The following is a 19,626-nucleotide window of genomic DNA, read 5'->3' as shown; positions in this document are numbered from 1 at the left end:
TAGCAATGGCGGAAGAAAAATCTAAAAAACCAGATCAAGTAGTATTTGACGAGAAAACTCAGAAATACACAGCAGCACTTACTCCGTATGCAACTAATTTAGGAGCTCCGGCAATAATTCCGGATGATATTACATCTTGGAAAAATAGTAATATAAGCAAGGTGAATCATCAGTTTAAATCGCAGTTTGATGATATCAAATTGCAATATGAAGTAATGATGAAAAAGTTTGAACAGAATAATTTAATTTATTCTGCTAAGTTTAGCTTTGAGCCAGTACTAGGTGAAATCTATTATCTATACAGAAAACAATCTGGTGAAGTTTGGTTATCACTAATATCTCCACACGAATGTAATTGGGACTATGTGGGAACTTTTAGATTGAATAGTGGTAAAATTTGGGAAGAAGTTTTAGATTAAATTGAGAGTTAAATAAAAAAGTGAAAAAAAAGCAACTCAAATTAATGGGTTGCCTTTTTTGGGATTGCTAACTAACTATTTAAAAATTATTTCTGCTATTCTTTTTTTTCTCTTTTCTCTTTGCGCATCATTGGTTTTCCTCGTTTTTGGTCAAACATTTTGCAAAGATCTTTGCTTAGTTTGTTAAACTTTTCAACTTGGTCTCCTTTGCAAAGACTTTTTACATTTTTAAAGTGATTAAAGTGCAGTACCTCAATTTCTTTTTGATAAGCAGCTATGTTAGTAGTTAAGCTATCTACTGTACTAGGTGAAGTTACTTCTTCGCTTAGCAAACTAAATAATTCTTGTTTATCGTTTCTTATTTTTTCATCATAAACAATCACTGCTTTTTGATGAGTTTCAACTAAATCTGTAAACGTTTTACTTTGTTCTTCGTTTAAGTCAAGTCGTTTAATCATTCGTTGCTTTGGGCCATTTTCACCAAATCTCCCTCCATTAGGGTTACGGTGATTAGGTTTCAGCATCATAAAAGACAATACTCCAAGATTAGCGACTAATAGCGCAATAATAATAAAGGTTATTTTCTTTTTAGTACTCATTGTATAAAGTATTAGAGTTGACAGGTACTAATGCGCTCAAGTCATCACTGTCAGTCAATGACGTAGCGGTTGTAATATAAATTTGTGCTGCAAGCATTACTACAAATATTGCGGCAACTGCGCGAATAAAAGACCATGGTACAAACTGTTCCTGTTTTTGTTTGATGCGTTGTTTTATAGCTGCATATAACTTAGGGTCCGGCTGCACTTTATGTATGGTGCTTAAAAGTTTTAATTGTGATTCCATTATACTTATTAGACGGTATTAGTTTTGTTTTCCTTCGGTTTTATCTAAAATTTTCTTCAAGTTTTGTTTCGCTCGTTGAAATGTTGACTCTACAGCTTTTTGTGATTTGTCTAAAATTTCGGCTACCTCTTTTTGAGAGAGCTCTTCTACCTTTAACAAAATTAGAACAGAACGTTGTACTTCTGGTAATTGGTTAATAGCTTCAAACAATAAAGCTAATGCTTCTTTATTTTCTAAGGCTGCTCCAGGGTGATTAAAATCACTAATTTTTTCTAAAGCTGCATCATCTCGATTAGCAAAAGCAGCTCGTTTTTTTCTAGATTTAGCCTTAATAGCATCAAGTGATGTGTTGATAGCTATTCTATATATCCACGTTTTTAAAGCAGACTCTCCTTTGAAGCTATCATGTTTTTCATAAACTTTTATAAAAACATCCTGTGTTATTTCCTCGGCATCAGGAACATTCTGAACATATTGTAGCGCCACGTTATATACGAGGGATACATACTTTAAATAAACAGCGTCAAAATCCAAATAGAGCTTGTTAAAGGTTTGCAAGTTAAAAGTTATAGTCTTTTTTCTGAAATTTTAATGTGACTTAATAGTGTCAATAGATTCACTCATAAATTTTACATAAAAGAAACATAAACCCATACCCATTTTTTTATATTTGTGTTTAGAAAGCGTGTGTGTTGTATGCGCAAGATGAACAACTAATTACTAATTACTATTCTATAAATTAGTTAGACGATTATAAAATTAAATTCCTTCGGTATGAATCAATTATAGCTACGCTAAAAATGATTATTTTTTCGTTTTAAGCGGAAACAGAGAGATTAAGATGTATAATTGAATTTAAAAAATTCTCTTTTTAGAGAAAATAATATGAAAGAATTACTTAAAAAGTACGAAGACAAAGCTCCAGAAATCGTGTTTCATTGGAATGATGCTGAAACTGAAGCAGAAGGATGGACAGTTATTAACTCATTAAGAGGTGGCGCTGCCGGTGGAGGAACTAGAATGCGTGTAGGATTAAATGAAAATGAAGTGCTTTCTCTAGCTAAAACAATGGAAGTGAAGTTTACTGTTTCTGGTCCAGCAATTGGTGGAGCAAAATCAGGAATTAACTTTGACCCGCATGATCCTCGTAAAAAAGGAGTTTTAGAGCGTTGGTACAAAGCTGTGTCGCCACTTTTAAAGTCGTATTATGGAACAGGTGGAGACTTAAATGTCGACGAAATTCACGAAGTAATTCCAATTACTGAACAAAGTGGGGTTTGGCATCCGCAAGAAGGTGTTTTTAACGGTCACTTTACGCCTACTGAAGCAGATAAAATTAACCGTATAGGTCAATTACGTCAGGGTGTAATTAAAGTTTTAGAAAATGTTACTTATTCTCCAGATGTATCTAGAAAATATACCGTAGCTGATATGATTACAGGTTATGGTGTTGCTGAAGCTGTACGTCACTACTACGAAATTTATGGTGGAGATGTGAAAGGAAAGCGTGCCATTGTACAAGGATTTGGAAATGTGGGAGCTGCTGCTGCATATTATTTAGCGCAAATGGGTGCTAAAGTTGTTGGTATTATTGATAGAGCCGGTGGTATCGTAAGTAAAGACGGTTTCAGTTTCGAAGAAATCACAAACTTATTTTTAAATAAGGATGGTAATACCTTAGTGGCTGATAACATGTTATCTTTTGAAGAAATCAACGAGCAAATTTGGAATTTAGAATGTGAAATCTTTGCACCTTGTGCAGCTTCACGTCTAATCACTAAAGAGCAAATTTCATCTATGATCGATACTGGTCTAGAAGTTATTAGTTGCGGTGCAAATGTGCCATTTGCAGATAAAGAAATTTTCTTCGGAAGCATTATGGAATATACAGATGAGCGTGTAAGTCTAATACCAGATTTTATTAGCAACTGTGGTATGGCTCGTGTATTTGCTTATTTTATGGAACGCAAAGTACAAATGACAGATGAAGCTATTTTTAATGATACTTCCATGACTATTCGTAATGCTATTCAGAATACATTTGATCACAATAGTACCAAGACAAACATTAGTAAAACTGCATTCGAGATTGCACTTAAGCAACTTGTTTAAATTGTAGTTTTAAAATAAATTACTCAGTAAATTTTATATTCATAAATCAACCTCATTATGACGTCTATTATTATTTTAATTTTTATAGTTGGTTACTTATCAATTACGTTAGAACATCCCCTAAAACTAGATAAAACAGTTCCGGCTTTAATCATGGCGGCTTTAATTTGGGCAGTCCTTGCTGTAGGTTTTCATGCTGGTTGGTTTGATGTGATTGACACTTACGAAAATGTGTTTAGTTATGCCACTGGAGGTCATGATGCAGAGCATGGTTTTGAAAATACGCTTTTACATCATTTAGGTAAAACAGCCGAAATTTTAATATTCTTAATTGGAGCTATGACTATTGTGGAAATCATTGATTTACACCGTGGTTTCGAGGTTTTAAAAGGTGCTGTTCGTACTAAGAGCAAAAAAAGGCTATTATGGATCATTGGTATTTTAGCATTTATTCTATCAGCTATAATTGATAACCTTACAGCTACAATTGTATTAATTACGTTGTTACGTAAGTTGATAACAGATCGTAATGAGCGTTTATGGTATGCAGCTTTAGTAGTAGTAGCAGCTAACGCTGGAGGAGCTTGGTCTCCTATTGGAGATGTTACAACTACTATGTTGTGGATTGCGAAAAATGTTACAGCTATGGGATTAATAGAATATGTAGTACTACCTTCTATTGTATGTTTTGTTGTACCATTTGTAATTGCAAGTTATTTACCAGCTTTTAAAGGTAATATTATTGTAGATACTACTGAAGATGAAGAGGCGGGACGTTTACTTAGTAGCAAAACAATGCTTTTCTTAGGATTAGGAATGATAGTTTCAGTACCAGTATTTAAAACTATTACTCATTTACCACCTTATATAGGGATGATGTTAGCATTAGGTGTTGTATGGCTTGTTTCAGAATACATTCACCCAGAAGAAGATTTCAGTAAAGAGCGTCGTCATTTATACAGTGCTCATAAGGCGTTATCGCGTATTGAAATTTCATCGATCTTATTTTTCTTAGGAATTCTGATGGCAGTAGCTGGGCTAGAAAGTTTAGTTTTTGGAGTTGCTGAAAATGGTGACCCAGTAGGAACACTACGTTACCTTGCTGAGGTTTTACAAGAAGTAATACCTAATCAAGACGTAGTTGTTATATTACTAGGTATATTCTCTGCAATTATAGATAATGTGCCATTAGTCGCTGCAAGTATGGGAATGTATGACGCGCCTACAGATTCAGTTTTATGGCATTTCATCGCTTACTGTGCAGGAACAGGTGGTAGTATGTTGATAATTGGTTCTGCTGCAGGTGTTGCTGCAATGGGAATGGAGAAAATCGACTTCATCTGGTACCTGAAAAAAATAACGTGGTTAGCGTTTATTGGTTTTATTGCAGGAGCAGGAGTGTTTTTACTAATTGAGCGTGTATTATTCCATAACGTATAACAATTTAAGTAACCAATCATCGTTATTATCTAAAACCTAAACCTATTTATGCTTAACGCTTTTATTCAAGACGTGGCCGAACAAACGCCAGAGTTAGATCCTGAAACTACAGAGAAAACACTCTCAATTATTGAGTTAGTTGTTAATGGTGGTACTGCCAGTATGATTATTATTGGTACACTTGCTATATTACTTTTCGTAGCCTTATATGTATATTTTGAACGTCTGTTTGCTATAAAGGCGGCATCTAAATACGATGCTAATTTTATGAATCAGATTAGGGATAACGTCGCAAGTGGAAATTTGCAAGCGGCAAAAATGTTATGTGCTCAAAAGAGTACACCTGTTTCAAGATTAACAGAAAAGGGAATAAGCCGTATAGGAAGTCCTTTAGATGATATTAATACAGCTATTGAAAACGCAGGTAGATTAGAAGTTTATAAACTAGAGAAAAACGTAAGTGTATTAGCAACTATTGCTGGTGCTGCACCTATGATTGGGTTTTTAGGAACTGTTATAGGAATGATATTAGCATTTCATACATTAGCATCAAGTAGCGGTCAAGCAGAGATGGGCCTTCTAGCTGAAGGTATATATACTGCAATGACAACTACAGTTGCGGGGTTAATTGTGGGTATTATAGCTTATATGGGGTACAATCACCTTGTAGTAAAGACGGATAAAGTAGTACACCAAATGGAAGCTACAGCAGTTGATTTCTTAGATTTACTAAACGAACCAGCTTAATGAATTTAAGAGGAAGAAATAAAGTAAGCCCTGAGTTTTCGATGAGTTCGATGACGGATATCGTATTTCTGTTATTGGTATTCTTCTTGCTAACTTCACCTGCAATTACACCAGATGCTTTAGATTTAATTTTGCCTAAAGCAAAAGGAAAAAGTACAAATACAACTAAAGCAAGTGTAAGTATTACAAAAGATGGTGCTTATTATGTAAATAAGGAGCGAGTTACTGAGTATACTATTGAAAATGCTATTAAAACTGCATTAGCAGGGCAAGATACTCCTACGCTTATATTGCGAGCAGAAGAAGGAGTGCCTATTGAAGATGCGGTCTTTGTTATGGATATAGCTAACAGAAATAGCTTCAAAGTGGTACTAGCTGTTAGACCAAATTAATTTAATTTTTTACTTACAATCTCAATGGCACTGTTAGATACAGAACATAAAAAGAAAAGTATGATCATCACAGTCATTTTGTACTCGTTGATGATTTTATTGCTATTCTTTGTTGGGATGAAATATCTAGATCCACCTTTAGAGCAGGGTATTGCTGTAAATTTTGGAACAATGGATACTGGGAGTGGTGATATACAACCAACTGAACCTGTTGCGTCCGCTCCTAAAAATACAGTAGTTCCAAAACCCACTCCTCCAGAACCAGAAGTGACTGAGAAAGTTGTTACTCAGGATACAGAAGACGCTCCTGTAATCGAGGAAAAACCAAAAGAGAAGCCAAAACCTAAGGTTGAAAAACCAAAGGAAAAACCTGTTGAGAAGCCTAAAGAAGTAGTGAAGCCTGATCCAAAACCAGATCAATCTACAACAAGTGCTCTTGACGCTTTAATAAATGGTCCAAAAAAAGATGGTGCTTCGCAAGGTGGTGAAGGCAATGATGCATCAGGAGGTGATAAGGGAGATCCAAACGGAGATCCAAATGCGCAAAGCTATTACGGAACAGGAAAAGGACTTGATGGCGATGGAAACTATCAATTAGGTGGAAGAAAAGCCCTTAATAAAGAGAAATTTGTTCAAGATTGTAATGAAGCTGGTACCGTTGTAGTTAGTATCGAAGTTGATAAAACTGGACGTGTAATAAGTGCAACTCCAGGAGTAAGGGGTACAACTAATAATTCAAAATGTTTATTAGAACCTGCAAAGCGTGCAGCACTTGCTACAAAATTTAATAGTGATGATAAAGCACCTTCTAAACAAATAGGGAAAATTGTTTACCGCTTTAGCCTTTCTGAATAATATTGGGTCATTCAATTTAGTTGATCCTTCTCTACATACATTCTAACCGCTTAAAGAAAAAAACGTTATCAACTATCAAGAAGCAACCACTTGGCTCTTTAAACAGCTGCCAATGTATCAACGTCAAGGTAAAGCTGCTTATAAGGCAGATTTAAGTAATACTGAATTACTAGCTATGTATTTGGGTAATCCAGAAAATAACTTTAAAAGTATTCACGTAGCTGGAACTAATGGAAAAGGTTCAACTAGTCATATGCTAGCTTCAATTTTACAGGAAGCAGGATATAATGTGGGACTTTATACATCGCCACATTTAAAAGACTTTAGAGAACGTATAAAAATAAATGGTACGATGATCCCCAAGAGGAATGTTTCTGCCTTTGTTACTAAAAATCAAGATTTTTTTGAAGCCAATCAGCTTTCGTTTTTTGAAATGACGGTAGGATTAGCTTTTGATTATTTTTCTAAGTCTAAAGTGGATATTGCTATTATTGAAGTAGGGTTAGGAGGGAGGCTTGATAGTACAAATATTATCACACCAGAGTTGTCAATTATTACTAATATAGGATTCGATCATACACAGTTTTTAGGAAATACACTACCTGAAATTGCAAAAGAGAAAGCCGGAATTATTAAAGTAGGTGTTCCTGTAATAGTAGGGGAATATAACACCGAAACAATCTCAGTTTTTGAAGAAATCGCAACAGACCTAAATGCTGTTTTGTATAAGGCGTTTGAAACAAAAGGTGCAGTAATGCAATCAGATTTAAAAGGAGATTATCAAAAAAGTAATATTCGAACAGTTCAAACAGCGATTAAAGTTTTACAAAAGAAAAATTATAGTGTTGGAATTCAGCATTTGGCAAAAGGATTACTGAATGTTGTAAAAAATACCGGATTGTTAGGAAGGTGGCAGATACTGCAAGAGCAGCCAAAAATTATATGCGACACTGCACATAATAAAGAAGGTTTGCAATTTACATTAAGGCAATTAGAAAAGTTAAATTATAGAGTGCTTCATATTGTTTTGGGTTTTGTAAGTGATAAAGACTTAGAGCAAGTGTTGCCATTGTTTCCAAAACAAGCTCGTTATTATTTTTGCCAACCTGAAATTGAACGCGCTATGGATGTTTCAGTCTTAAAAGAACATGCAGAGAAACTAGGGTTAAAGGGATATGTTTATGATTCAGTTCAAAAGGCATTAGAGGCAGCGAAAAAGGAGATTTTTAATCACGACGTTATTTATGTGGGTGGAAGTACTTTTGTGGTTGCAGAAGTAGTGTAATATGAAATGAATGTGTAATTGTTTAGAGATTTGTTGTTTTCAATTGTATTATTAATTTTTTTTCTGAAATATTAAAAAATAGAGACTTTTTAAGTAGTTCAATTTTTTTTTCAAACCCCTAAAAAGTTGCTTTTTTCAATATTTCTATTCATTTTCAATTATTTGCTTGTTTCTGTCAAAATAAAATAAAATTTTATTTTGTTCTAACTTGCTCTCTTATAATGAGTTTTGTTATTGTATTTTATGTAATTAAAAATTATTTAAAAAAAGTTGTTTTTTTTGTTTGTGTAAATGAAAAACAGCCTTATATTTGCAGCCGCTAACAATGTTAGGGCAATTAGCTCAGTTGGTTCAGAGCACCTCGTTTACACCGAGGGGGTCGGGGGTTCGAATCCCTCATTGCCCACTTAACTACAAATCCCGATTCAGAAATGAATCGGGATTTTTTTGTTTAAAATATTTTTGTCAAATCGTTTTTGAGTGGTTTTTAGCACTTATTTCTTCTACTAGTTTTATTGTGTTTTGAATCGTATTTTGAATCATTGTTAAGCTTGGAATTAATCACAAATGCTTGTTAATTGATACTTGTCTTATGAGTTTATATAAAACTTAAAACTACCTTTAGAATTAGCTATAAAATATACTTCCAAATGAAAATTACTTTTGATGTTTCGGTACAAAACTTTAAATCTATTGATGTTTTGCCTAAAAGTTGGGTGACTGAAGATTATATAAAACTACTTGATGTTTTGGAGTATGGTGATACAGATGGTTTGACTGATAAAGAGTTGGAGGAGATGTGTTTGCTTTCATTGGCTGATTTGGAGCCACACGAATCTGCTGAAATTGTTTTGCGATATGTTTTCAAAAACCAATTTAATGACGGTCAATTTGAAAGTCTTTCTTACGAAATTATTGAAGATCAGTCTTGGGAAACATATTCTGATTTACATAAGCATCAAGATTTTTTTAATGTTGGTCAATTGCTTTACAAAGCATATAACGGTAAGTTTAAGCATCCTACTGCTATGTTGTTTGAAGTTGTTTTTAAGGCAAATAGAGCTGAAAGTTTAAGTGTGTTTGAAAATGAGCTCGAGGCAACTATTATTAGGTTATTGGCACAGGGTATGCCTTCCAACACTTTGCTTAAGCGTTTGTTGAAAGATGAGCTTAAAGGGGCGGACTTTCCAAGTGCTAATGATATACTTTGGCAATTAGATAGAATAGATTCGTCTACTTCCAGTTTTACTTATAGAGTTCTAAGCTCTAAGCGTTGGTTTGATGATATTAAGTACGTGGAAGATTTTACTGCTATTTTAGAGTTAGAGTAGTGATTTTTTAATAAGTTTCGATGGGTACTTTTTAAATAGGGTGGATTAAAGAAGTGGTACAATTCGTTCTAGGGCCATTCCTCTAGATGCTTTGATAAGTATCGTGGCTTCTGAAATAGTGCTATTTTTTAACACTTTTTCTAATTCATTAAATGATGTGTGTTTTTCTATACTTTTATTTGAAACTTTAACATTTCCGAAGTTCTCTCCAATTAAATAAACTTTGTTGAAGTTAGCTTTCGCTACATAATCTGCAATGGTTTGGTGTTCTTCTTTAGCTGTGTTTCCCAGTTCGAACATATCCCCTAAAAAAAGTATTTTAGAAGTGTTGTCCATTTGTTCTAGATTTTTTAATGCAGCCATCATACTCGTTGGGTTTGCATTGTAGGCGTCTAAAATAATGGTGTTAGAACCTTGGTTTATTAATTGTGATCTGTTGTTTGAGGGAGTGTATTCTTCAATTGCATCTTTAATTAAGGAGTCGTCAACACCAAAATAATGTCCCATAATAACAGCTGCGCAAATATTTGTAAAATTGTAAGCCCCTATTAATTTAGATTCAATATCAATTCCGTTAAAGTTCAATGAAACGAATGGAGACGCTTTGGTGAATGAAATATTAAAATAAGTACTAGCTGTTTGACTAAACCCAAATTTATTTATATACCCGTTTAAAATATTTTTTTGGATAGAATCGTCAGCATTAAGAAAGATAGGGAGCTTATTTTTTGTTAGGTAATTGTACAGTTCGCTTTTTCCTTTAATAACTCCTTCTTCGCTTCCAAAGCCTTCTAAGTGTGCGCGGCCAAAGTTAGTTATGTAGCCGTAGTTCGGTTTTGCTATTTCGCAAAGGTTTTCGATTTCTTTTAAATGGTTTGCGCCCATTTCGACAATTCCCATTTCAGTTTCTTTTGTCATACTTAAAAGAGTAAGTGGGACACCTATGTGATTATTGAGATTGCCTTTAGTAGCAGTTGTTTTGAATTTTTTTGAAAGAACAGCGTTAATTAATTCTTTTGTAGTTGTTTTTCCGTTACTTCCTGTTAATGCGATTATTGGGACTTCTAAATAATCACGATGAAATGTTGCTAGTTTTTGAAGAAGACCTAATACATCCTTGCATAAAATAGTTTCGCCAGTATTTTTATGGTAGCGTAAATCGTCTATAACGACTTTGAAAGCTCCATTGTCAAGTGCTTGTTGCGTAAAAGTGTTGCCGTTGAAATTATCACCTTTTAAAGCAAAGAAGAGGCAGTTTTTCGTTATTTTTCGTGTGTCTGTACAAATTCCTGTGCTTTGCAAAAAGTCTTTGTGTAGCGTTTCTATATTCAATGTAGTTGGATTTCAGTTTAAAATAAAAGTATAAAAAAACCCGCTTTTGAAAGAACAAAAGCGGGTTGATTTTATATGCTGAGAAGATTAGTTTCTAGCACGTTTTCCTTTTTGTGATTTTGAACCTACACGAGACATTGCGCATCTAAATCCAATATAATCTGTTGCCATATCCTGTGGGAAGTAGCGACGTTGTGCTGGGTCTAACCAGTAATCTCTATCTCTCCAAGATCCACCTTTGTAAACTCTAACTTCGTTATTTACTAATGTAGTTCTGTTTGATGATTTGTCATATTGACGATCTAAACCTGATTCACTTGCAATTGAATCTTGGTATTTGCTAGCTACAGTGTGCTTAGGAGAGTTGTACATACGTTCTCCTTCGTCTAATTCTTCTTCAGAATCTTCACCAAATGATTGGTAGTAACGAGTTGAGCGCTTATCACCATCTCTATAGTCACGGTTGTCACTTTTAGAGAACTGAGTTCTTAAGTAAGTTTCTTGTTCATCAACTGGCACTTGTAAAATCTCACCTGGTAAGTCTCTTGCGACAACTTTACCATTACTTAATGTGTCATAAACTATTGAGTCAACTGAAACTATTTTCACTTTACCATCTTTGTCAATTGCGTTTTTAGTGTAAACGTTACCACGGTAGTAGTTGAAATCATTGAATTCATCATCTACAATAGGTCTGTAAACATCAGCAACCCATTCGGCTACGTTACCAGCCATATCGTAAAGACCGTAATCGTTAGGTTCGTAGCTTTTTATTTCAGCAGTAATGTCAGCTCCATCATCACTCCATCCAGCGATACCACCATAATCACCATCACCTTGCTTAAAGTTAGCTAATTGGTCACCACGAGATCTTCTAGATCCAGAACGAGTGTATTGTCCATCCCAAGGATATTTCTTTCTACCTCTGTATACGTTATAGCTACGTAAACTTACTAATCCTAATGCAGCATATTCCCATTCAGCTTCTGTTGGAAGTCTGTATGAAGGCATTAATAAACCATCTTTACGTTGGATAAATAGGTTTGTACTATCCTTACTTTTCTTAGCGATTGATTGTGATTTTTTGCCACCACGAGTAATTGAGTCATTACCGCCATACGTTTGAGTAGGTGCATTTAAATAGGTTTCTGTGCTAAAAGTTTCACCAACTTTAACATCGTAACGGGAGTTACGAGCAGTGATTCCTTCATCTTCAAGAATTTTTTCGTTGACACGATCTGTTCTCCAGTTACCAAATTCAACTGCTTGAATCCAGCTAACTCCTACTACAGGGTATTCAGCATACGCAGGGTGTCTAAGGTAATTGTTAGTCATTACTTCGTTGTACCCTAAGCGGTTTCTCCATACTAATGTATCTGGGAGTGCACCTTCGTAAATTTTACGATATTCTTCTTGACTTGGAGGGAAGACTTCCTTAATCCAGTCTAGGTATTGCATATACATGAAGTTAGTAACTTCGGTTTCATCCATATAGAATGATTGCACGTGCTGTTGGTTAGGGCTGTTGTTCCAATCGTGCATTGGATCATCTTGTACTTTACCCATAGTAAAAGTACCCCCTTCTACAAATACAAGACCTGGTCCAGTTTCCTGTTCAGAGTATTTGCTGTTTTTTTGAGGACCACCTTCTTTGGAGTTTAACTTCCATCCGGTAGCTCTAGAGCTATCTTTGTAGTCTCTTGTTTTGTTGCAACTTACTAATACAGTAGTTGTCATTAATACAATAAGTAGCTTGTAAGCTAGTTTTTTTGTCAAGTTCATAGTATAAATTATGAAGAAATTGGGTTTGCAATATAATGATTAACGTTAAAAATGCAATATTATTTTGTTATTTATTGTGTGAAAGTTTATTGACATTTTTGCCACTAACCTTTAAGAAACGCTTTCAGTCAAAAAATATTATCTCAAATTTTAAGATTATTTTAAAAACTTAAAAAAGCTCTATACTAAGCGTATATTTGGAACGTTACATTTATTCATGAAAAAGATACTGTTATTATTTCTATTATTAGGGTTCTTCGGAAACGCTATTTCACAATCTAAAAGTATAACTATTGATTGGGAAAATGCCTTGGATTCTAGAGTTAGCACATTTCAGAAGGCATCAAAATCTATTTTAGATATAAAATCTAGAGCGGGTGAGCGCACAAAAACTTTAAAGGAGAAAGCTTTTAGTAAGCTCAATTTGTCATTAACTAAGGAGCAGCAAAAAAACTTCACTCAATGGGAGGATAGTAATTTTGCGAATCCTTCTTCGTTGAAAGTTACTAATATAACTTATAGTAATGCTACGCAAGAAGAACTTGATATGGTTACTTTAAATGACATTCCTACAAGTGTCAAATCCTCTATTGTTAGTCATAAAGGTAGAAATACTATATATACCATTTTTGAAATTTCTCCATTAGTAAAGATTAATGGACAGGTTAAAAGGGTGACTTCTTTTAAAGTGAATTATACCTATGATGGCGGAAACCGAAATTCTAATTCAAGGGCTACTTTAACTAATTCGGTTCTTGCGTCTGGTAATTGGTACAAGTTTAAAGTTGCTGAGACTGGGGTGCATAGAATTACTCAAAGCTTTTTAGAGAATCTAGGGATTAATACTGCTTCAGTTGATCCACGAACAATTAAAATATATAGTCACGGAGGTAAATCTTTGCCTTTGTTGAATTCTGCAAATGATGGTTTGTTTGATATGCCTCAAAATGCTATTAAGGTTGTTGGTGAACAAGATGGTTCGTTTGATAGTGGTGATGCTATATTGTTCTATGGTATAAGTACTATAGGGTATGATGAGCAAAACGACAGTCATATTAACCCGTATAGTGATGACTCGTATTATTATATTACAACCGGAGGTGCTAATGGTTTGAGAATTGGAACGATGAATGAGCCAGCGACTGCTGTTACAACTATTACTACTTTTAATGATTATCAGTTTCACGAACAAAATGAATTTTCACCTGCTAAAGTAGGACGTAAATTAGTTGGAAATAGATTTGATATTGAAGATGATCAAACATTTGAATTAAATTTCCCTAACATCGTTTCGGGGTCATTAATGGATGTTAAAGTAACGGTGGCTTCAGCTTCAGAAAGTGTAACTTCATTTGCGCTATCTGTAAATGGTACTGCATTGAATCCGCAAACTTTTGGAACGTTGAGCGGACAGTTTTTGTTGAATACTCGTGAGTTTGAGGAAAGTGTGCCGGCTAGTGGCGAAACAGTTACGTTAAACTTATTGTATAATAATGGTGGTAATCCTTCAAGTGCAGGTTTCTTAGATTATATTAGAGTGGGGGCAATTAGGCAATTATCTCAAGTTGATGGTCAATTTGGATTTAGGTATAATGATGCAGCAACACTTCCAGGAGCGGGTGAATTTGTGATTAGTAATGCAAGCGCTGTAAGTGAAGTTTGGGATGTTACAAATACAGGGGCAATAGTTTCAAAAGTAAATACTGATGCGGTTTCCAATTTCAGCTTTAAAGCTCAGTTAGGTAGTGTTAGAGAGTATGTTGCGGTTGTGAATACAGATTTTTTAACTCCAGTGAGTATTGGTGATCCAATTGTTAATAATCAGGATATAAAAGGGTCGATTTTTAGAAATGGATCTGGTGAATTTGTAGATGTCGATTATTTAATTGTGACAGCTCCTTTTATGTTGCAGCCTGCATTAAGGTTAGCAGATCATCATCGTCAAGTTCGTGGTCTTAATGTGAAAGTTGTTACGACAGATAAAATTTACGAAGAGTTTAGTAGTGGTAAGCAGGATGTTGTTGCTATTAGAAACCTTGTTCGATATATATATGACAACGCTTCTTCTCCGGATAAACGAATTAAATATGTAGGAATCATTGGTGATACATCTGTAGATTATAAAGGGACTTATATTAAAACAGGTAATGATAATATTGTGCCGACTTACCATACATTGTTGAGTGAGAACACATTTTCACATTTTATGAGTGATGATTTTTTTGGGATTATGGATCCTGAAGAGGGGATGATGGAAAATTCAGAGAAAGCTGATGTGGCTTTAGGTAGAATTCTTGCAGATGACGTTGTTTTAGCAAATGAAATGATTGATAAAATTATAGCTTATGAGTCAAAAGCTTCCTATGGAAACTGGCGTAATGCTATTGTAATGATTTCAGATGATGCAGATGATAATAGTGATAGTGATCTTCAATTTACATTAAATGACTTGGCGGATCAAATTTCAACTAGTAAGCCATTTATTAATGTAAAAAAAATCCATACGGATGCATTTGAACAACAAACTTCTGCTGGTGGAAATAGATATCCTCAAGTTAATGATTTGATTAAGAATGATTTTGAAGTGGGGGCTTTGATTCTAAATTATTTTGGTCATGGAGGTGAAGATGGTTTGAGTAAGGAGTTTATTTTTACAAAGGAAACTGCGAATACTTTAAAAAATCAAAATCGATATCCAATGGTAATTACAGTTACTTGCGAGTTTACGAAGTTTGATTTACCAACAAGAGTAACTGCTGGGGAGTTAACTTTTTGGAATAAAGAAGGAGGTGCTGTCTCATTAATAACAACGACTAGGTCGATAACAGTAACGACAGGTTCAGCATTGAATGTAGCGCTAGCGGATGAGATTTTTGGTGTAGGGCAAAATTTACCTGAACCACCGGCAATTGGTTTGAGAAAAGCTAAAAACGAATTAGCTAATTTCGATAGACGCGTTGTGTTTTATATTGGTGATCCTGCAATGCCATTAGCATTTCCGAAACCAGATATTAAGTTAACTACGATAAATGATCAGCCAATAACTTCTTCTACGGAGGTTCTTCAAGGATTGGATTATGTAAAAATGGGTGGGCAGGTTACAACTCCTACTGGGGCGTTATTGAGTTCTTATAATGGTGTTGTTGAAGTGAAGATATTTGATAAAGATGTCGCGCGACAAACTTTGGGTAATGATGGTGTTACTGATGGCGCTAATAATTTAATTCTCTTAGATTTTAATACATTAGGTGAGGTGCTGTTTAATGGACAGGCAACTGTAGTTAATGGAGAATTTGAATTTGATTTTGTAGTTCCGCAAGATGTACAAATACCTGTCGGAAATGGGAAAGTAAGTTTCTATGCACAACAAAATAATACTTTGTTAGATAATAATGGGTATAATCTAGATATTCAGGTGGGTGGTTTAAATGAAAATGCAGGTACAGACACTACTGGGCCAATTATTGAGCTATTTATGAATGATGAAAACTTTGTAAATGGTGGAATTACAAATGATTCGCCTAACTTTATTGTGAAACTAGAAGATGGAAGTGGTATTAATACTGCAAGTGGTATCGGCCACGATCTTGTTGCTATATTAGATGGTGATGAGGCGAATCCATTTAAACTAAATGATTATTATCAGGCGTCAGTGGATGATTATACCAAGGGTACAGCATCTTATAGGTTAAGAGATTTAGAAGATGGTTTGCATACTATTTCGTTTAAAGCTTGGGATACATATAATAATTCTTCTACTGCCGAATTACAATTTGTTGTTTCTGGTGGAGATGGGTTGACTATTGAGCGTGTGTTGAATTATCCTAACCCATTTGTGAATTATACTGATTTTTGGTTTACTCACAACAGAAATGGAGAGTCTTTTTTAGATGTTCAGGTTCAGGTTTTTACTGTAACTGGAAAAGTTGTTTGGTCTGAGCAAGGCTCGTATCCTACTAATGGTAGTAATTTATTTAAGGACCAAATTACTTGGGATGGCCGTGATGATTTTGGAGATAAAATAGGAAAAGGTGTCTATGTATATAAGATTACTGTAAAATCTCCGTTAACTAATCAGCAAACTGAAAAGTTTGAAAAATTGGTTATCCTATAAAATAATAAAAATTATATTTGCTAAAAATAATAAACCTCATGAACAAATTACTTTTACTCATTTTTATTTGTCTTATTTCAATTAAAGGTTTCGCACAAGATCCTGATCCTAACTCTAACATCGATCAACGTGTTATAACAACAGGTGTACCTTTTATGTTAATAGCAGCCGATGCTAGATCTGCTGGTATGGCGGATATGGGAGTTTGGACTTCATCTGATGCATTTGCTCAGCAATGGAACCCAGCTAAATATGCTTTTGCAATTTCTAAGCAAGGTGTTGGTGTTACTTATACCCCTTATTTAAGCCAATTAGTAAATGATATATTTTTAGGGAATATCGTTTATTATAACAGAATTAATGAAAGAAGTGCAGTAGGTGCATCTTTTAGATATTTCAGTAATGGTGAAATTGAATTGCGTGAAACTGCAGATCAAGTGCCATTATATGTTAAGCCAAACGAATTGTTGTTTGACCTTTCTTATTCCTTAAGACTAAGCGAGCGTTTTTCTATGGCAGTTGCAGGTCGTTATATTAGAAGTGATTTGAAATTACAAACTTCAAATGCTGATGCCAATGCAGCTAATACATTTGCGGTTGATATCGCTGGTTACTACCAGAGTGAAGAAATTGCTTATGATAGCTTTGATGGAAGATGGAGATTGGGTTTCAACTTTTCTAACATTGGACCTAAGTTAAAATATGACGAAACAGGTCAAGAAAACAACCTGCCTACAAACATGGCGTTAGGTGGTGGATTTGATTTTATTCTTGATGAATATAATAGAGTTTCTGTAGGTCTTGAAGTGAATAAACTATTAGTGCCAACTCCAAGTGATTCTAATGACGATGGGACAATTAATAGTCAAGATGATTACTACAATGAGAGTTTTGTAAGTGGTATCTTTTCTTCTTTTGGTGATGCGCCAGATGGTTTAAGTGAGGAACTTAAGGAATTTACTTGGGCATTAGGAGCTGAGTATACCTATTCAGATGCATTTGCTTTTAGAGCTGGTTACTTCAATGAAAGTGACGAAAAGGGATCACGTAAGTTTGCTTCTTTAGGAGCAGGTTTTAAATACACGTCTATAGGTATTGATTTATCTTATTTATTCTCAACTTCAGCTGTTGTTAGTCCATTAGAAGGAACACTTCGTTTTGGGTTAACGTTTAACTTTGGTGATGAGTACGATGAGTATTAATAAATACTAGTTGTAATATTAAATTCCAAATTTGAGATTCGCTCTTGAATTTGGAATTTGTTATTTAAGGTAGATTAGACTACTTTTCGAAACGTATTTAGAAGTATTAAAATTTCAGCTAAAATTATAAGCATTTGAAAAAACTTACTATTGAAACAGTCCTTGAGGTATATGATTCGGTTAGCGAATTGCCACAAGATGTTCAGGAGCTAATGCAACAAGCTCAGGAAGCACGTGAAAAAGCGTATGCGCCTTATTCTTCTTTTAGAGTAGGAGCCGCAATGAAATTGCAGAATGGAGAAGTTGTATTGGGTAATAATCAAGAAAATGCAGCATATCCTTCTGGCTTATGCGCAGAGCGTGTAGCTGTATTTTATGCAGGTGCAACGTATCCAGGAGTGGCAATTAATGTTATTGCGTTGACAGTGAGGTCGCTAAACCACGTAGTTGATACACCTACGCCACCTTGTGGCTCTTGTCGTCAAGCTTTAGCAGAATATGAGGTTAATCAAGGCACTCCTATGGTGGTGTATTTTATGGGTGAAAAGGGGAGTGTTGTTAAGGCGGCTTCTATAAAAGATTTGCTTCCTCTTATCTTTGATAGTACTTTTTTACAATCAAAATAGATTTAATTACTTTTTAAAAAATGAGTAATCTTATCTAAATCAATCTTTTAATAATTAGATTTTAAAGGTTTTTTTCTCGCTAATTAATTGCTATTTTTGTTATTCGTGCTTTTTTGAAAAAGCATAATTTATAGCAACATTACAATGAAAAAAATCACCAAAAAAACATACCTTGACTGGTATGAGAACATGCTGTTTTGGCGTAAGTTCGAAGACAAATTAGCACAGGTTTACATCAACCAAAAAGTTCGTGGATTCCTGCATTTATACAACGGTCAAGAGGCAGTACTCGCTGGAGCTTTGCACGCAATGGACCTAACAAAGGATAAAATGATTACAGCGTATCGTAATCACGTACAACCTATAGGTATGGGTGTAGATCCTAAAAAAGTAATGGCCGAACTTTATGGTAAGGCAACAGGTACATCTCAAGGTTTGGGAGGTTCTATGCACATATTTTCAAAGGAACATCGTTTTTATGGAGGTCATGGTATTGTAGGGGGGCAAATTCCTCTAGGTGCAGGACTTGCGTTTGGTGATAAATACCAAGGGAATAACGCAGTTACTTTATGTTATATGGGGGATGGTGCAGTAAGACAAGGTTCACTTCACGAAACTTTTAACATGGCAATGTTGTGGAAATTACCGGTTGTATTTTGTTGTGAAAATAATGGTTATGCAATGGGTACATCTGTAGAAAGAGCTGCAAACCATACTGATATATGGAAATTAGGTTTAGGGTATGAGATGCCTTGTAAACCAGTTGACGGTATGAAGCCAGAGGTTGTTGCAAAAGAGATGGATGAGGCTATGGAGCGTGCTAGACGTGGAGAAGGTCCCACTTTTCTTGAAATTAGAACATATAGATACCGTGGACACTCTATGAGTGATGCACAGCACTATCGTACCAAAGAAGAAGTTGCTAAAAAGCAAGAAGAAGATCCTATTGATTACGTACTTCACCAAATCTATGATAAGAAATGGGCTACTGAAGCAGAAATTAAAGAGGTGAACAAAAGAGTTAAAGATCTTGTGTCTGAATGTGAAAAATTTGCAGAGGAGTCTCCTTATCCAGACAAAAGTGTTATGTATGACGTTGTGTACGATCAAGATAATTATCCATTTTTACCACATAAATTATAA

The 19,626-nt window shown here is 34.7% G+C and carries 17 protein-coding genes and 1 tRNA gene; 13 read left to right on the top strand and 5 right to left on the bottom strand.

Going from position 1 to position 19,626, the window contains the following annotated elements; genetic code table 11:
• Positions 1-5: 5 nt before the first annotated feature.
• Positions 6-419, top strand: coding sequence for a DUF2452 domain-containing protein (locus GBH57_RS00285; RefSeq protein ID WP_151672052.1), 414 nt, complete (start codon positions 6-8; stop codon positions 417-419).
• Between the two features lie 95 nt (positions 420-514).
• On the opposite strand, the gene GBH57_RS00280 is transcribed toward GBH57_RS00285, so the two are convergent.
• From GBH57_RS00280 to GBH57_RS00270, 3 genes are read right to left on the bottom strand one after another with little or no spacing between them, the layout of a single operon-like run.
• On the bottom strand, positions 515-1,018 hold the full coding sequence (locus GBH57_RS00280) for a Spy/CpxP family protein refolding chaperone (protein WP_151672051.1): 504 nt from the start codon (positions 1,016-1,018) through the stop codon (positions 515-517).
• Positions 1,008-1,265, bottom strand: coding sequence for a hypothetical protein (locus GBH57_RS00275; RefSeq protein ID WP_151672050.1), 258 nt, complete (start codon positions 1,263-1,265; stop codon positions 1,008-1,010). Before GBH57_RS00275 ends, GBH57_RS00280 begins: the two co-directional genes overlap by 11 nt.
• An 18-nt stretch (positions 1,266-1,283) precedes the next feature.
• On the bottom strand, positions 1,284-1,799 hold the full coding sequence (locus GBH57_RS00270; RefSeq protein WP_151672049.1) for an RNA polymerase sigma factor: 516 nt from the start codon (positions 1,797-1,799) through the stop codon (positions 1,284-1,286).
• Positions 1,800-2,150: 351 nt separating this feature from the next.
• On the opposite strand from GBH57_RS00270, the gene GBH57_RS00265 reads away from it, so the two are divergent.
• The 8 genes from GBH57_RS00265 to GBH57_RS00230 all read left to right on the top strand — a co-directional run bounded on the left by GBH57_RS00265 (position 2,151) and on the right by GBH57_RS00230 (position 9,427).
• The gene (locus GBH57_RS00265; protein WP_151672048.1) at positions 2,151-3,377 is read left to right on the top strand and encodes a Glu/Leu/Phe/Val dehydrogenase dimerization domain-containing protein; all 1,227 of its coding nucleotides are present in this window, start codon (positions 2,151-2,153) and stop codon (positions 3,375-3,377) included.
• Positions 3,378-3,434: 57 nt separating this feature from the next.
• Positions 3,435-4,817: a sodium:proton antiporter NhaD gene (nhaD, locus tag GBH57_RS00260; protein ID WP_151672047.1), complete on the top strand. Its 1,383-nt coding sequence runs from the start codon at positions 3,435-3,437 to the stop codon at positions 4,815-4,817.
• A gap of 48 nt (positions 4,818-4,865) precedes the next feature.
• Positions 4,866-5,564: a MotA/TolQ/ExbB proton channel family protein gene (locus GBH57_RS00255; protein WP_151672046.1), complete on the top strand. Its 699-nt coding sequence runs from the start codon at positions 4,866-4,868 to the stop codon at positions 5,562-5,564.
• A complete protein-coding gene (locus GBH57_RS00250; protein ID WP_151672045.1) occupies positions 5,564-5,956 on the top strand; it encodes an ExbD/TolR family protein in 393 nt (130 codons plus the stop codon). Before GBH57_RS00255 ends, GBH57_RS00250 begins: the two co-directional genes overlap by 1 nt.
• 24 nt (positions 5,957-5,980) lie before the next feature.
• A complete protein-coding gene (locus GBH57_RS00245) occupies positions 5,981-6,811 on the top strand; it encodes an energy transducer TonB (RefSeq protein WP_151672044.1) in 831 nt (276 codons plus the stop codon).
• Between the two features lie 67 nt (positions 6,812-6,878).
• The gene (locus GBH57_RS00240; protein ID WP_151672043.1) at positions 6,879-8,096 is read left to right on the top strand and encodes a bifunctional folylpolyglutamate synthase/dihydrofolate synthase; all 1,218 of its coding nucleotides are present in this window, start codon (positions 6,879-6,881) and stop codon (positions 8,094-8,096) included.
• Between the two features lie 331 nt (positions 8,097-8,427).
• Positions 8,428-8,502 (top strand) — tRNA-Val (locus GBH57_RS00235).
• 244 nt (positions 8,503-8,746) lie between these two features.
• Positions 8,747-9,427, top strand: a complete 681-nt coding sequence (locus tag GBH57_RS00230; protein ID WP_151672042.1) for a hypothetical protein — start codon at positions 8,747-8,749, stop codon at positions 9,425-9,427.
• A 45-nt stretch (positions 9,428-9,472) separates the two neighbouring features.
• Here GBH57_RS00230 and GBH57_RS00225 read toward each other — a convergent pair whose 3' ends face one another.
• Positions 9,473-10,759 (bottom strand): UDP-N-acetylmuramoyl-tripeptide--D-alanyl-D-alanine ligase, encoded by a 1,287-nt coding sequence (locus tag GBH57_RS00225; protein WP_151672041.1) that lies wholly within the window; start codon positions 10,757-10,759, stop codon positions 9,473-9,475.
• 87 nt (positions 10,760-10,846) lie between these two features.
• A complete protein-coding gene (gene gldJ / locus GBH57_RS00220; protein WP_174844024.1) occupies positions 10,847-12,541 on the bottom strand; it encodes a gliding motility lipoprotein GldJ in 1,695 nt (564 codons plus the stop codon).
• A 217-nt stretch (positions 12,542-12,758) separates the two neighbouring features.
• Between gldJ and porU the strand changes: the two genes are divergently transcribed.
• The 4 genes from porU to pdhA all read left to right on the top strand — a co-directional run bounded on the left by porU (position 12,759) and on the right by pdhA (position 19,626).
• Complete coding sequence (gene porU / locus GBH57_RS00215) at positions 12,759-16,655, top strand: type IX secretion system sortase PorU (protein WP_151672040.1); 3,897 nt, start codon at positions 12,759-12,761, stop codon at positions 16,653-16,655.
• A 38-nt stretch (positions 16,656-16,693) separates the two neighbouring features.
• Positions 16,694-17,857 (top strand): type IX secretion system outer membrane channel protein PorV, encoded by a 1,164-nt coding sequence (gene porV, locus GBH57_RS00210; protein WP_151672039.1) that lies wholly within the window; start codon positions 16,694-16,696, stop codon positions 17,855-17,857.
• 134 nt (positions 17,858-17,991) lie between these two features.
• A complete protein-coding gene (gene cdd, locus GBH57_RS00205) occupies positions 17,992-18,483 on the top strand; it encodes a cytidine deaminase (RefSeq protein WP_151672038.1) in 492 nt (163 codons plus the stop codon).
• A gap of 144 nt (positions 18,484-18,627) precedes the next feature.
• The gene (gene pdhA / locus GBH57_RS00200; RefSeq protein WP_151672037.1) at positions 18,628-19,626 is read left to right on the top strand and encodes a pyruvate dehydrogenase (acetyl-transferring) E1 component subunit alpha; all 999 of its coding nucleotides are present in this window, start codon (positions 18,628-18,630) and stop codon (positions 19,624-19,626) included.

It is taken from the genome of Patiriisocius marinus (assembly GCF_008974325.1).
In the GTDB taxonomy this organism is placed as follows: domain Bacteria; phylum Bacteroidota; class Bacteroidia; order Flavobacteriales; family Flavobacteriaceae; genus Patiriisocius; species Patiriisocius marinus.
The sequence above is the reverse complement of the archived record's forward strand: the minus strand, read 5'-3'. Positions and strand labels throughout refer to the sequence as shown.